This window comes from Silvibacterium acidisoli (genome assembly GCA_022870745.1).
GTDB lineage: Bacteria > Acidobacteriota > Terriglobia > Terriglobales > Acidobacteriaceae > Silvibacterium.
This window is the reverse complement of record CP085323.1, coordinates 1,837,251-1,850,992: the sequence shown is the minus strand read 5'-3', so window position 1 is coordinate 1,850,992 and position 13,742 is coordinate 1,837,251. Positions and strand designations below refer to the sequence as shown.

General features: G+C 60.8%; 13 protein-coding genes. 5 read left to right on the top strand and 8 right to left on the bottom strand.

Annotation, left to right across the window (positions count from 1 at the left end; genetic code table 11):
• From LJD29_RS07500 to LJD29_RS07475, 6 genes are all read right to left on the bottom strand, one after another.
• Entirely contained in the window at positions 1-513 is a 513-nt protein-coding gene (locus tag LJD29_RS07500; protein WP_446745131.1) for a nuclear transport factor 2 family protein, read from the bottom strand.
• 207 nt (positions 514-720) lie between these two features.
• Positions 721-1,008, bottom strand: coding sequence for a putative quinol monooxygenase (locus tag LJD29_RS07495; protein WP_446745130.1), 288 nt, complete (start codon positions 1,006-1,008; stop codon positions 721-723).
• A 66-nt stretch (positions 1,009-1,074) separates the two neighbouring features.
• Positions 1,075-2,391, bottom strand: a complete 1,317-nt coding sequence (locus LJD29_RS07490; RefSeq protein WP_446745129.1) for an adenylosuccinate synthase — start codon at positions 2,389-2,391, stop codon at positions 1,075-1,077.
• Positions 2,392-2,757: 366 nt separating this feature from the next.
• Positions 2,758-2,907, bottom strand: a complete 150-nt coding sequence (locus tag LJD29_RS07485; RefSeq protein ID WP_446745128.1) for a hypothetical protein — start codon at positions 2,905-2,907, stop codon at positions 2,758-2,760.
• A 41-nt stretch (positions 2,908-2,948) separates the two neighbouring features.
• The gene (locus LJD29_RS07480; RefSeq protein WP_446745127.1) at positions 2,949-3,656 is read right to left on the bottom strand and encodes an MBL fold metallo-hydrolase; all 708 of its coding nucleotides are present in this window, start codon (positions 3,654-3,656) and stop codon (positions 2,949-2,951) included.
• Between the two features lie 11 nt (positions 3,657-3,667).
• Positions 3,668-6,286: a DUF3536 domain-containing protein gene (locus LJD29_RS07475; protein WP_446745126.1), complete on the bottom strand. Its 2,619-nt coding sequence runs from the start codon at positions 6,284-6,286 to the stop codon at positions 3,668-3,670.
• Positions 6,287-6,404: 118 nt separating this feature from the next.
• Between LJD29_RS07475 and LJD29_RS07470 the strand changes: the two genes are divergently transcribed.
• A complete protein-coding gene (locus LJD29_RS07470) occupies positions 6,405-6,947 on the top strand; it encodes a thioesterase family protein (protein WP_446745125.1) in 543 nt (180 codons plus the stop codon).
• A 16-nt stretch (positions 6,948-6,963) separates the two neighbouring features.
• Here LJD29_RS07470 and LJD29_RS07465 read toward each other — a convergent pair whose 3' ends face one another.
• Positions 6,964-7,293: a winged helix-turn-helix transcriptional regulator gene (locus tag LJD29_RS07465; protein WP_446745124.1), complete on the bottom strand. Its 330-nt coding sequence runs from the start codon at positions 7,291-7,293 to the stop codon at positions 6,964-6,966.
• A gap of 108 nt (positions 7,294-7,401) precedes the next feature.
• Here LJD29_RS07465 and LJD29_RS07460 point away from each other — a divergent pair, with 108 nt between their 5' ends.
• The 4 genes from LJD29_RS07460 to LJD29_RS07445 all read left to right on the top strand — a co-directional run bounded on the left by LJD29_RS07460 (position 7,402) and on the right by LJD29_RS07445 (position 12,634).
• Complete coding sequence (locus LJD29_RS07460) at positions 7,402-8,418, top strand: alcohol dehydrogenase catalytic domain-containing protein (protein WP_446745123.1); 1,017 nt, start codon at positions 7,402-7,404, stop codon at positions 8,416-8,418.
• Between the two features lie 26 nt (positions 8,419-8,444).
• Positions 8,445-9,971 (top strand): FAD-dependent monooxygenase, encoded by a 1,527-nt coding sequence (locus LJD29_RS07455; protein WP_446745122.1) that lies wholly within the window; start codon positions 8,445-8,447, stop codon positions 9,969-9,971.
• A 321-nt stretch (positions 9,972-10,292) separates the two neighbouring features.
• Entirely contained in the window at positions 10,293-11,435 is a 1,143-nt protein-coding gene (locus tag LJD29_RS07450; protein WP_446745121.1) for a DEAD/DEAH box helicase, read from the top strand.
• 179 nt (positions 11,436-11,614) lie between these two features.
• Positions 11,615-12,634, top strand: coding sequence for an SGNH/GDSL hydrolase family protein (locus LJD29_RS07445; RefSeq protein WP_446745120.1), 1,020 nt, complete (start codon positions 11,615-11,617; stop codon positions 12,632-12,634).
• A gap of 75 nt (positions 12,635-12,709) precedes the next feature.
• Here the strand turns inward: LJD29_RS07445 and LJD29_RS07440 are convergent, their stop codons facing one another.
• Complete coding sequence (locus tag LJD29_RS07440; RefSeq protein ID WP_446745119.1) at positions 12,710-13,645, bottom strand: substrate-binding domain-containing protein; 936 nt, start codon at positions 13,643-13,645, stop codon at positions 12,710-12,712.
• Positions 13,646-13,742: the final 97 nt, after the last annotated feature.

Here is a 13,742-nt window from a genome sequence, read left to right as displayed (position 1 = left end):
TTAGTTCTTGGCGCGGGCGTCGGCGTCGTGCATGCGGCTGGCTTCGAAGCTCACGATCTTCCACTGGCCGAAGCGCCGGTTGTAGACGCGGGTATAGCGGTAACGGCCGCCGATGTCGGCGTGGCCATTGCTGCCCTGCAATTCGGCCTGCGAGGTGACGACGGCCGTGTCGCCGTAGAGGCGCACTTTGACATCGTCAATATCCAGCTTAGTGATGACGACGGTACCGGCTTTGCGTTGGGCCAGCGCCTGGGTCTTGGTTTCTACCGTGCCGTTGGCGCTGATGCCGATGTAGTCGTCAGCCAGCAGGTGATCCATGCGCGTGACGTCGTTCGAGATGACGGCCTGCCGCCATTCTTCCTCGAGCGTCTCAATTTCCTTGTGAATAGCGTGGTTTTCCCGGTGCGGCAGCGCGTGGGCAGGAGTCGACGTGATGCATGTCAAGAGAAGCGACAACAGGATAGTCGCAGCCGGTGTAACGAACGAGCTCGGAAGATGAGCTTTTCTGCGCATGTGCGTATCGCATCGTAGTCCGAGCGCGCGCGTCGAGTCAAAAAGAAAGCCCGAAGCTGCGATTATCCACGGTGAATGCCGCAGATTCCCACCTCGACTGCAAATGCGCATACCGGAGAGATGCACATTCCCATGGTAAAAGATGTGGGGGCTGCGGCACTCCTTCATGGAGTGGCGAAGCGGAAATTCTTCATCTCTTCAAAAACTTCAGCAGATAGCGTTGAGGTTCTCTACCTCACGGTCGAGCATACGCTGGTAAAACCCACCCACGGCGTATTTCTTGAAATGCTCCGAGGCGCGATGGGCATCGACTGCCGCCTGATCCCTGTACTGCTCGTAGATCAGAACGGTATCCGGGTTGCCGTCGATGGTATGGGGAACATAGCTGACGCAGCCAGGTTCCTTGCGCGACTCTTCGGCAAGTGCAAGCAGGGAATCGCGAACCTTATCGCGATCCTCTGCCTTGAAATTCATGCGAACGGTAAAGCTAATCATTGATGGCAACCTGAATCGTTTGTGGAGCGAATAGAGTACTTCCGGCTCTCAGGGCCGGATCAGCGATTAGGCCTCAAGCGACTTCAATGCCTGGGCAAAGTCGGGCAGCGCCATCGTCTGGTCGCGGTCCGGGCCGGTCGAAACCATGCCGATGCGGGCTCCCGATTCCTTTTCGAGGAAGCGGAGATATTCCTGCGCCGCCTTAGGCAGCTTGTCGTATTCCCTGATCTGTTCAGTCGGCTCCTGCCAGCCCTTGAGCGTGGTCAGGATCGGCTTGATCGATTCGAGGCCGCGTACGTCGGCAGGCATGGTGTCGACACGCTTACCGTCGATTTCGTAACCGACGCAGACCGGAATCTCCGCCAGCGAATCGAGCACGTCCATCTTGGTCACAACCAGCCACTCCGTGCCGTTAACCATGTTCGAGTAACGCAGCAGCGGCAGGTCGAGCCATCCGCAGCGGCGCGGGCGGCCTGTGACCGCTCCGAATTCGTGTCCGCGGGCACGCAGATCTTCCCCTTCAGGGCCGTGCAGCTCGGTCGGGAACGGGCCTTCACCCACACGGGTGACATAAGCCTTGGTAACGCCGATCACAGTGCCGATGGCCGTCGGGCCGACGCCGGTTCCGGTGATGGCGCCGCCGGCTGTCGCCGAAGACGAAGTCACGAACGGGTAGGTGCCATGGTCGATGTCGAGCATGGTGCCCTGCGCGCCCTCGAACATCACGCTCTTGCCGTCGCGGATCGCCTGGTTCAGCAGGTAGGCGGTATCGGTCACGAATGGAGCAAGCTGCTCGGCAGCCTTAACGTATTCCTCGTAGATCTGCGCAGGGTTCAGCGGTTCGGTGCCGAAGAGAGCATGCGCGATGGCATTCTTCTCGTGGCAGGCGTTCTGGATGTGCGTCTTGAGCAGGTTCGAGTTCAGCATGTCGACGACGCGCAGGCCGTTGCGGGCCATCTTGTCTTCGTATGCCGGACCGATGCCGCGGCTGGTGGTGCCGATCTTCTGGCGTCCCGGCGCGCTCTCCGCGGCCAGCTCGATCATGCGGTGGTAGGGCAGGATGACCTGGGCGCGGTTCGAGACAAAGACCTGCTTGTCTACGTTCACGCCGAGATCGCGCAGCTTACCGACTTCGCGCAGGAAAGCGATCGGGTCGAGCACGATGCCGTTACCGATGACCGCCTGGCAGTCGGGACGGAGAATGCCGCAGGGAATCAGCTGCAGAATGAACTTCTGCCCGCCGATGATGACCGTGTGCCCGGCGTTGTGTCCGCCGGCGTAGCGTGCCACGACCGAAAAATTTTCGGAGAGCACATCGACAATCTTGCCCTTGCCTTCGTCGCCCCACTGGGCGCCCACTACTACCGCTGTCTTTGCCTGCATTTCTCTTTTGCCTGCTTTAATCGAATCTCTAGGATATCGCCGGCTTCACACCTTGCCCGCGGATTGTGCAGGGTCCAGGAATCGAAGCGGCTGGGGGCTTACAGGGTGGGAAACCGCGTGGAAAAGATCCTTACCACCCGGTATCTAATGATATATCGCGCGAACCCTCAGAGGAAGCGTCGCTCTATAGCTTTGTCATCCCGAACGGAGTGAGGGATCTGCACTGAGGATGCCGGTGGGCGGACTAAGCCCACCCATGACGATGATGCCGTCATGGATGGGGCACCCGCAGTATCGCTTGTCGAGGAAAAAGTGCAGATCCCTCTTTTAACCGCGATGACAAACTCTAAAAGGAAACCTCGCACGCTAGTGCTTCTTGAAATACTGGATTTCGCGCTCGTGCTGTTTGGCTTTCTCGAGGCTGGGAAACGTGCCCAGGTTGCGGCGTTTCCCGGTGGAGTCGTCCACTTTGCGCGAGTAGATGCGATATTCGCCGGATTTGAGTTTGCGGATCATACGCGGTTGGGATGCCGGGCGGGGCTGTGAGCGTTTACCGGCTACTTACCCGCATACGATTGCTCGGCGTGGCGGATCGCCTCCCGCAGGCCCTCGGTCGCGTTTCCCAGCAGCGGTTTGCCATGCCCCATGGCGAGGTTAACCGGCCGCAGGTCCGCGATTTTGCGGGCACTGTTCAGCGCGGTCGCCTTGTGCCAGGTGCCGAAGTTCGGCAGCGGAAACAGCTTTGAGCAGTCGCCGACCACCCGCAGGCCGCCGATCGAGGCAACCGCGTCACCGGCCAGGATCGTTCCGGAGCGCGGGTCGAGCAGCGCAAGGTGCCCAGGCGTGTGGCCGGGCGTAAAAATCACCTCGAGCGACCCGTATCTGTCGCCCTCGTCCAGCAGAATCGAGGGGACTGTCTGCAGTTTGACGAAGCTCCCCCGGATCTTGTCGGTGGGTTCTCCCGGCTCCAGCCCCATATCGCCTTCGAGCAGGCGCACTTCCCGGCGTCCGATGGCGACTTCCATTCCGGAAACAACATTCGTCACCTGGTCGAGCGCGCCGACGTGGTCCGCGTGGGAGTGGGTCAGCAGCACCCGTCTCAGGGGCCGGTTCGTGGCGGCGGCCGCCCGGTGAATCGCCCGTCCGCATCCTTTGATTCCGGTATCGACGAGCGTGAGCCCATCCGGCTCGTCGACAAGGAAACAATTCACTAGGCCAAAATGCGTAACCTGCACGATCTGGGGCGAAATGCGTGTCTGTTTCATGCTTGCAAGTATTACTCCGCAATCGCGGTTTCGGCATCCTCGGGAAGCGGCGTCTCTTCTTCGATGACGAGGTCATCCACCGAGATCCCCATTAATTTGCCCAGTTCCACAAAGCGGTCGTGTTGTGAAGCATAGGTGCTGGCCTCTTCGATACCGGTGACGTCGGGGCCGGCGGGAGCGGGTGGCAATCCTGGGCCGGTCACGCTGTCCAGCGCAGTCTGGTTCCAGGTGCGGAAGAGGCGGCGGTAAATGTCGTACCAGATGTTCTGCGCCTGCCACAGGTTCAGCTCGAAGGGCAGTTCGGTCACGGTTCTGGCTACCAGCAGGGCGTCGTCGAGGGCTGAAGTGTTGCCGCTGTCAGCATCGATTTCTTCCTGCATCGCGATCATGGCCTGCTTCATGCGCTGATCGGCCATATAGCCAATGTCCTGCCGGTCGAGTACGACATTGTCGGAGGCAGCCAGGCCAAGATAGGTCCGCATCTGGATGCTGTCGATCGGCGAGCTTTCGATGGAGCGCTTCAGCCCGGCGTTGATGGCGAAGGTTGCCGCCAGCGTGAGCGCGGGCGGACGCTGCAGGCCACTCTGGCTGAGGAAATGCAGCAGCGAGGCCTGATTGTCGTAGATCGAAGCCAGGCTTGCCTCTACACGCTCCAGGCGCGGCTTCAGGATCATTTCCACGATGCGTTGCTGCTCGTCCTTAAAGAGCGAGCGTATCGAGTAGGTCTTCATCGGGAAGACGCGATCGAAACCGCGAATGACTTCGGGAAGCTCGGCGCGAACGACAGCCGCGCGCGCCTCGCGTGTAAAGCGGGCAAACTCCTCGGCTTCTTCTTCGCGGTACGGCTTCACTGCGGCGGTAATGTTCTGATCGCCGAAGTGCAGGACGGCGAAGACGATCGTCTCCTGCTCCTCGGTGATCTTCGAACAGATGCTCGCCCTGCCGATCTCAAGGCGTCCCCGGCCCGATGTTTCGATCTCGAGCGCCTGCTGGCGGATGCTGTAGCAGAAGAGGTCTGTCTGTTCAGGGTAGTTTTTGAAGACCGAGCTGATGGCGTAGTGAGCGCCCACATGCTCCAGGTCGAGCTCCATGTTGCGGACGTAGCGTTCGTAGGCTGTCGCGCCGTCTTTCTGATCGGGCAGGTTGCTCTTGGCGGTGGCCAGCTTGTCGAGGAACGGTTTCTCGAGCGCAGCGCCTTCGTCTCCGAAGAGTTCCGCGGCCAGCTGCAGCATGCGGCTGGCATAGGCGATGATCTGCACTGTCTCGATACCGGTGATCTCGTCGAAGAACCAGCCGCAGCTGGTGTACATGAGCAACTCATGACGTTCGAGCTCCATCAGCTTCAGGGCTGTCCGGCGTTCTTCCTCTGAAAGCTCGTGCGTGGCGTGCAGCGCGAAGAAGGAGTCGATGTTTTCCTTATTGCGATTCAGGATGACCGAGATGTATGCGTTGCGAGCAGCGTCTACATCTTTGAAGAGTGTTGCTCCCAGCTTTGCCGCCAGCGGTTCTGCGCTGTCACGCAGCTGGTCGAGCCCTTCGCGCAACGGCCGGCGCCATTCCTGGTTCCAGCCGGGGCGGCCGCTGTTGCAGCCGCAGTTCGAGCGCCAGCGCTCGACTCCGTGCACGCAGCTCCACGAGGTATTTTCGACAATCTGGGCTTCCCAGGCAGGGGGAAACTTGGCCAGAAATTCGCCGTAATTCGTCAGCTTGGCGCGGCCATCCGTCTCGATCCATTTCATCGCCCAGGCCAGCGCCATCTCACCATAGCGGTGGTGGTGGCCGTAGCTTTCGCCGTCGGTGGCGATGTGCACAATCTGAGGGTGATCGCTGTTGTCGGAGAATCCACCCATCAGGCGGCGGGCGAAGGTTTCGCCATCGTTGAGAATTCCCTCGAAGGCGACGGCGCGCGAACGCGCTCCGTCATAAAAGAAAATCGCGATCGACCGGCCATTGCCGAGATTTACGCGGTAAGGCCGCGTCGTATCCACACTCCCATTGGCGGTTTCAATCCACGGGCCTTCCGGAACGGGCTCATCTTTTTTCTTCCCTTTTGGAGCGGGAGGAATCGGCCGGATCCGGGCGCACTGGTGTGGCGCCAGCACCACAAACTTGATGCCGTCTTCTGCCAGCAGCTGCAGTGTTTCGGTGTCGCAGGCAGTTTCCGCCAGCCACATGCCCTCTGGCTTGCGGCCGAAGCGATGCTCAAAATCGTGCTTTCCCCATCGAATCTGCGTGATGCGATCCCGGGTCGAAGCCAGCGGCATGATGATGTGGTTGTAGACCTGGGCCATCGCCGAGCCGTGGCCGCCAAAGCGCAGGCAGCTGTGCTCGTCCGCGTCCAGAATCATCTGGTAGACGCGGTGGGCGTTCTCCTGAAGCCACGAGAGCAGGGTAGGGCCGAAGTTAAAGCTCATGCGGCCGTAGTTGTTCAGGATGCGGATGATCCGGTTATCGCCATTGACAACGCGGGCAGCGCCATTCGGCGCATAGCACTCGGCGGTGATCCGGTCATTCCAATCGTGATACGGGGCAGCGGAGTCCTGTGTCTCGACCGTCTCCAGCCACGGGTTTTCGCGTGGCGGCTGGTAGAAGTGGCCATGAATACAGATGTAGCGTTCTGGCGAAGCCATGATGGAGGACTCTCCTGTCGATTTTACGGCGTGAGCTTGCTTGGATGACGCAACCGCTATCCACGATGCATGACCGGGGTTGCGCGCGGGTGACGGTTAAACTCAAGCCAGGAAGATCATGTCCCAGCTCAATAGTTTTCTTCGCATTCCTGCCCTGGTGTTGCGCCAGCGAATCCGTCCTCTGTCGCGTATCGGCCTTTTCGAAGAGGATACGGTGCGGTTGCGCGTCTGGCTGCAGGATATCGACTTCAATGTTCACCTGAATAACTCGCGCTATCTCAGTTTCATGGATTACGGCCGGGTACATTCCTGGGCCGCGACCGGCATACTGGACATCACGGTAAGACGCGGCTGGAAGCCGCTTGCCGGGTCCATTTCAATTACCTACCGGCGCTCGCTGGGATTTCTTAAACCCTTCGATCTGGCCACCCGCACCGTCTGCTGGGACGACAAGTGGTTCTACCAGGAGCACATCTTTCGCTCTTCCGAGGGACTGTCCGCTATCGCCTGGGTAAAAGTGCTTTTTCGCGGCAAGGAGGGCAACATTCCGCCCCAGCAAATTGTGGACATGATTCAACCGGGAGCAGTGTCGCCGCCTGTCTCCATTGCCTTCGAACAATGGAACGCGCTGGTAAGGGATAAGCTGCAGGCTGGAGCCTAGCCGCACCGCGCAGCTGCTAGGGAGCCGGAACGATCTTGTCTCGATGCTCGAGTCCCCAGTCGGCCATCGACGCCATCACGGGGCGAAGTGTCTGGCCGAGTTCGGTGAGCCGATACTCGGTCTTTGGGGGCACCACGGGATATTCCTGTCTCCAGATCAGCCCACAGTCCTCAAGCTCGCGCAGCTCCTTGGTCAGGATGCGGTCGCTGATCGGCGGGCATGCCCTGCGAACCTCCGCAAAGCGTAAAGGCTCATTCCGGATGAGCGCCCATACGATGCGCGCTTTCCATTTTCCGCCGAGAACGCGCGAGGTGAAGGCGACAGGGCATCCCGTGCTGAACTTCATAACGCTGACACTAACAAAAATTTCCGTACTTGTAGAACGTCGGACCAGGGTGTTTCCTGACCTTGGCGCTGAGACAGCACATGCCGCGAAAGCGCCAAGGAGGAAGTTGTGAAAGCTGTATGTGTCAACGCCGACCGGAAGCTCGAAGTTCGCGATATTCCCACTCCCAGCGATCCGCCGCCCGGTCACCTGGTTGTCGAGATCAAAGCTGCTGCAATCAACCACGGAGATAAAGCGTTTCTCGCTAATCCCGGAGTAGCCGGTGGGCTGATGAAAAACCTCGGCCACAATGTCTGGGGAGCATCTGCCGCCGGCACCGTTCGCGCCGTCGGGGAAGGCGTTCCGGCAGAACTCGTGGGCCGCGACGTGGCGATTTACCGCTCGCTCAATCGCAGTGAGTCCACCATCGGCCTGTGGAGCGAATTCGCCCAGGTGCCGCGCATGAGCTGCGTGGTGCTCCCGGCATCCGTTTCGGCAAAAGATTATGCAGGCTCGCTCGTCAACGTGATCACAGCACATGCTTTTCTGGAACAGGTCAGTGGCGAAGGCCATAAAGGCATAGTCGTCACCGCCGGCAATTCAGCCACCGGTCTCGCCCTCGCTGCTCTCGCAAAAAGGCGCGGCATGCCGGCAGTCTTTCTCGTGCGCTCCACAGATGCCGCTGCAAAGCTACGCGCGCAGGGTATCGAGCATGTGCTGGTTACGGGAGACGCAGGATTTGATGATCGATTCAGCCAACTGGCCGCGAGCCTCGGCACGACGGCGGTTTTCGATGGCGTCGGCGGAGAGCTTACCAGCCGTATTGCTCCGCATCTGCCGATGGGCTCCGTGATTTCCTTCTATGGCTTCCTGGGTGCGGCCGCTCCTGTCACTCTTTCGACGTTCGTAATCGTGTCGAGAGATCTGGTGCTTCGGCGCTTCAGCAACTTCAACAGCCCTACGGTCGCCGACCCGCAGCGGCTCGAAGCTGCGCTCGGCTATCTCGAAGGCGTGATCGCCGATCCGCTTTTCCACACCCGTTCGGGAAGGGAGTTCTCGCTCGAACAAATTGATGAAGCGATGGCCTACGAGGAAACTCCGGGCGCCAAAGCAGTTCTTGTGCCGCGCCTCGCTTCGAGGGGATAAACTGCTGTGCGGAGCGTGAACTCCGTATGACAAACCCCGATGTCCTGATTGTAGGCGCCGGACCCACCGGCATGACCGCAGCCATCGAGTTGCGCCGCGCCGGGTTAAGCGTTCGCATCATCGATCGGGCTGATCATATGGCGCAGCACTCGCAGGCGCTGGTGGTGCAGGCACGCACCCTCGAGCTACTGCAGCGTTACGGGCTGGCGGAAAAAGCAGTAGCCGCCGGCCGGCGCCTGCAAGGCGGACGGCTCTACAGCAACGGGCGCCAGATCGCGCATGTACAGGTCAGCAATATTCCCGGACGCTATCCATTTGTGCTCTTCCTGCCGCAGACCGAGACCGAGCGCCTGCTGAACGAACATATGGAGTCACTCGACGTTGTCACCGAGCGGCAGACGGAGCTCACGGTCCTGTCGCAGGGTGCGGGCGAAGTTTTCGCGACGCTGCGGCATTCCGATGGTTCTACCGAAGAGCTCAGAACACGCTGGTTGATTGGTTGCGATGGCGCGCACAGCGCTGTGCGCAGCATGTGCGACATCGCTTTCGAGGGCGAAGGAGTGGACCTTTTCTTCTTTCTCGGCGATCTCGAGATCGAAGGCCACGATGCTCCGTCTGAAGAGCTTGCGGTCCACCTCCATCATGGCAACGTCGTTTTCATGGGAAGGCTCACTGACAAATACACCCGCTTGATCGTCGCCCTGCACGAAGATCAGAAACGGGATGAGAATGCGCCCATTACACTGGAGGACTTCCAGAAAGCCATTGACCAGTCCGGAGTAAAGGTCCGTGTATTGTCCGCGGACTGGATCACACCATTCCGCGTGAACGATCGCCAGGCCGCTCATTATCGCAGCGGAAACATCTTTCTCGCCGGGGATGCGTCGCATATCCATTCGCCTGTCGGCGGACAGGGCATGAACACCGGCATGCAGGACGCCGCAAATCTCGGTTGGAAGATCGCTGCCGTTGCCAGGGGCGCTCCAGACAGCCTGCTCGACAGCTACCAGCAGGAGCGCGGCGCGGTAGGGAAGCGGCTGCTCAGCTTCACCAGCCGGGCCCTGAAGATGGCCACCACTGAAAACTCGCTGCTTGAGGGTCTGCGCAACGCCATTCTGCCATTGGTGACGCAGTTGAGTCCTGTGCAGAAAGCCGCGACGGGCTTCATCTCCGAAACCGCGATTGAGTATCGCCATTCCCCTGCGGTTACCGATCGAGGTGGGGATGGCGATCTCCGCGCAGGCGATCGCATGCCCGACCTGCCGCTCGGCAGAGCGCGCTCGCTGCTCGAGGCCTGGACGAGCCCGCACCACCTGGCTGTGCTTTGCGGCGCCTCAAAGAAAGATGTGGAGGAGTTCCGGCAGCAGCTTCCTGCGGCGGACATCTTTGCGATCGATGCCGCGCAGCTCGATGCCGCCGGCGTTAAGGCGATAGGGCAGGACCCGAAAGTGTTGCTGATCCGCCCGGACGGTTACATCGGCTTTCGCGGGCCGCTTGACCAGCCGGAAGCCTGGGCCGGCTACGCGCGCAGGGTGGGTATCGTTATCGCTTAACTCTGCTATACTTGGTTTACGCTCAGTTGTTTGGTTGTGAGCCGCTCTTCGCCCTCATCCAGCAAGATCGCCTGATCTACCCCAAGCCCCTCAGCGTGATGGCTCCTGTGTTGTTTCGGAGCCAGGCCGGCGCTTCGTGCGTTTCCCGGCCGAAGACGCAGCGTGCGGCAGAGCCTTGTTGATCCCGGCACCTTCCCTACGCAACAGACATGACATCTTTCTTCCGCTGCGCGGTAATGCCTGCCTGCGAAAGAACCCAGCGATACCGGCAACCGCCGCGCGACCAGGATGGAGCGCAGGCCCGCCGTGTGCAAGGACAGATTGACACACTTTACCGATTTCAATATTTCGCCCGAACTCCAGAAGCAGCTCGCGGCGGCCAAGTTCATTACCCCCACCCCGGTTCAGGCCGGAGCCATTCCGCCCGCCCTCGAAGGCAAGGACGTTCTTGCCACCGCGCAGACCGGAACCGGCAAGACCCTCAGCTTCCTCGTGCCGCTCATCGAGCGCATGCGCGGCGTACAGGGCAAGGGAGCCTGCGGGCTCGTCCTGCTGCCTACGCGCGAACTCGCGATCCAGGTGCAGGAAGGCTACAAGAAGCTCACGCAGAATCACGGCGGAGTAGCCCTGGTTGTCGGCGGCATGTCTGAAGAGCCGCAGCTGCAGGCCCTGCGCCGCGGCGCGCGCCTCATTGTTGCCACTCCCGGCCGCCTCGAAGACTACCTCCAGCGCAAGCTGGTCAAGCTCGACGGCATCCGTATGCTGGTGCTCGACGAAGTGGACCGCATGCTCGACATGGGCTTCCAGCCGGCTATTCGCCGCATTGCTGCAGCCCTGCCAGCCGAGCGCCAGACGCTCTGCTACTCGGCCACGCTCAGCCCGGCCATCCAGAAGGTCGTAAACGAGTACGTCAAGAACCCCGCCCGTGTCGAAATCGGCTCGGTGCTCAAGCCCTCTGAAAACGTTGAGCTGCAGACATTCGAAGTCACCGTCGACAAAAAGCAGGAGCTGCTCGAGCACCTGCTGACCTCGCACGACGGCAGCTTCCTGGTCTTCGTTCGCACCAAGCATGGCGCGGATCGCGTTGCCCGCCGCCTTTCGCGCAACGGTCACACCGCCACGCAGATCCACGGCGACCGCTCGCAGTCGCAGCGTAACGCTGCCCTGCGCAGCTTTGCCCAGGGTCACCATCGCGTGCTCGTAGCTACCGACGTTGCCGCTCGCGGCATCGACGTGGCCGACGTGGCGCATGTTGTGAACTACGACATGCCCCGCGAGGCGGAAGATTTCGTTCACCGCATTGGCCGTACCGGCCGCGCGCAGAAGCGGGGCATCGCCTCCACCTTTGCTGCACCGGATGAAGCCAAGATCCTGCGCCGCATGGAGAAGACCCTCTCGATCAACACCAAGCGCTTCCGCGTGCGGGCGAACGAGCCGGTTGGAGCGGTAGCCGCCCAGGCATAACGCAGCTCTTTTCAGCAAAGGCGTGGTCCTTATGGACCGCGCCTTTTTCTTTGCGTTCAGCTATCTTGGGCAGCATGCAGAGAAAATTCATTCCCGGACTTTTCCTCGGAATTGCCTGCGCCGCAACCGCGTATGCCGCGCCACATCCGGCTTCCTTGACCGTCCAGAAAGCTTCCGAAGTGCCACGTCTCCATGCTCTCAGCATCTCCATCGGAGGCAGGGTGCAGACCGAGCCGGCAGCGGATGCAACGAGCTTCAGCCCCAGCGATTACGTGTCGCAGTGGCCAGGAATCTACTACCGTGCTGCCTTCCGTGGCTCGCGGGTCTTCTTCCGTGTCGGCAAGAATGAAGAGATCCTGCATGTCGCCGTCGACGGAGACGAGACATCTCTCGTAAAGCCTGACCCCGGCGTCTACGAGGTGCAGAACCTCAGCGGCCAGCGCCATGAGATAGATATCTTCATTGCAACCGAGAGCGTGGACGCTCCCAACACCTTTGGAGGCTTCGCCATTCCCGACGGCGAGCAGAGCCTTGAGCCTGCGCCCCGCCATCTTCAGATGGAGTTCATCGGAGACTCGCATACTGTGGGTTACGGCAACCTGTCCTCGACGCATACCTGCACCAAGGATGAAGTGTGGTCGAGGACGGACGACACGAAGGCCTTCGGCCCGCTCACGGCGCGGCACTACGATGCGGATTACCAGGTGAACGCCATCTCCGGCCGGGGCGTCGTGCGCAACTACAACAACTTCGCCGCCGATCATCTGCCGCAGGCCTATCCCTACGTGCTCTTCGACAAGAAGCAGGCCTACTCCGATCCGTCGTGGAAGCCGAGCGTACTGGTCATCGCTCTCGGCACGAATGACTTCTCGACCAAACTCAATCCCGGCGAACCCTGGAAGACCCGCGAAGAGCTCCACGCCGACTTCGAAGCCACCTACCAGCGGTTTCTGCAGAAGTTAAGGGCAGGCAATCCGAAGGCGTACATCATCGTCTGGGCGACCGACATGGCCGATGGAGAGATCGAAGCCGAAGCGCAGAAGGTTGTGCAGCAGGTACAGGCCGGCGGAGATAAGGACATCACTTTTCTGCCCGTAAACGGATTGGCTTTCACCGCCTGCAACGGGCATCCATCGCTCGCCGACGAGCAGGTCATCTCAAACAAGCTGATCCAGTTGATCGACGCGCACCAACGCTAGACGAGCGAAGCGATTTCCAATCCGCCGCGAAAAAGGGTGCCCATCCAAGCTCCGCTTGGGTGGGAAGCACGATCTCTACGGGTGCAAGGGTGCAGCGTCACCGGGAGCATCGAACCCACCGCTCCGCAGAATGCCTTGCGCTTCTTCGCCCTTGAGCCACGCGACAAAGGCCGCCGCGCCCGCAGGGTTGGCGGCCTTCTTCAGCACCGCCGCGTAGAACATCAGCGACTCCGGATAAAAGACCTTGCCGCCCAGCGTCAGGCTTACGTCCGGATGCTTCGCCTTCAGGTCGTTGCCGCTCAGGTTCACGTCGGCTGGCAGCGCGAGACAGGGCAGGTCGTCGACGCTGGTCTTGTAGGAAGCCATCACGTCGATCTCACCGCTCTCGAGCGCCTGCCGGGGATTCTTCACCGCGCCCACCTGCGCGGGATTCATCGCGTCGCCCAGCACCGTCTCCACCAGCTTCGGTTGGTTGTATTTCTTCGCGGCCAGCATGAGCGCGAAGAGGATGGCGCGTCCGCCCGGGTCCGCCGCCGGATTCGACCGCGCCAGCCGCAGGCCCGGAGATTGCAGCACCTGCAACCAGCCGTCGCCGCCCTTCGCGGAGCTCTCCGCAGCCGCCGCCAGTTGCGGGGCAAAGCGGCTCTTCGGGCTGTAGACGATCACCAGCTCCGTGCGCGCAATGGGCTCGGCTACCACGGCCGCGCCGCCGCGCATGACGGCAAGCATGGGGCTGGCGGTGATGGGAATAAAGACATCGGCAGCGAGCGTTCCATCGAGCAGAGACTTCGCCACCGCGTCCGCCCCCTGCGAATGAGCACGCAGATCCAGCCGGAGAGACTGCGCCGCCGCAGCCTTCAAAGGCCCCTCCAACATCGCCCGAAAGGAGCCAGCCGAGGCCACGTCGAGCGCAGCCGCCTGCTGCGCAAAGAGCGAGGGAGTGAAGCCACGAAACAATCCAGAAGCCAGCAGCGAAGAACCAGCGAGAAGGAGTTGGCGTCGGCTGGTCATGAGTTCATTATGCAGGAGGCGGTCTGTCGACCGATATCGAACCACTATTTTCGACGGCAATAGTGGGCAATACTTGATTGCATGAGTGTTGATGTTT

Coding starts and splice junctions, on each gene's coding strand:
- LJD29_RS07440 (WP_446745119.1), bottom strand. CDS start 13,645: ATGACCAGCCGACGCCAACTCCTTCTCGCTGGTTCTTCGCTGCTGGCT.
- LJD29_RS07500 (WP_446745131.1), bottom strand. CDS start 513: ATGCGCAGAAAAGCTCATCTTCCGAGCTCGTTCGTTACACCGGCTGCG.
- LJD29_RS07495 (WP_446745130.1), bottom strand. CDS start 1,008: ATGATTAGCTTTACCGTTCGCATGAATTTCAAGGCAGAGGATCGCGAT.
- LJD29_RS07490 (WP_446745129.1), bottom strand. CDS start 2,391: ATGCAGGCAAAGACAGCGGTAGTAGTGGGCGCCCAGTGGGGCGACGAA.
- LJD29_RS07485 (WP_446745128.1), bottom strand. CDS start 2,907: ATGATCCGCAAACTCAAATCCGGCGAATATCGCATCTACTCGCGCAAA.
- LJD29_RS07480 (WP_446745127.1), bottom strand. CDS start 3,656: ATGAAACAGACACGCATTTCGCCCCAGATCGTGCAGGTTACGCATTTT.
- LJD29_RS07470 (WP_446745125.1), top strand. CDS start 6,405: ATGTCCCAGCTCAATAGTTTTCTTCGCATTCCTGCCCTGGTGTTGCGC.
- LJD29_RS07475 (WP_446745126.1), bottom strand. CDS start 6,286: ATGGCTTCGCCAGAACGCTACATCTGTATTCATGGCCACTTCTACCAG.
- LJD29_RS07455 (WP_446745122.1), top strand. CDS start 8,445: ATGACAAACCCCGATGTCCTGATTGTAGGCGCCGGACCCACCGGCATG.
- LJD29_RS07465 (WP_446745124.1), bottom strand. CDS start 7,293: ATGAAGTTCAGCACGGGATGCCCTGTCGCCTTCACCTCGCGCGTTCTC.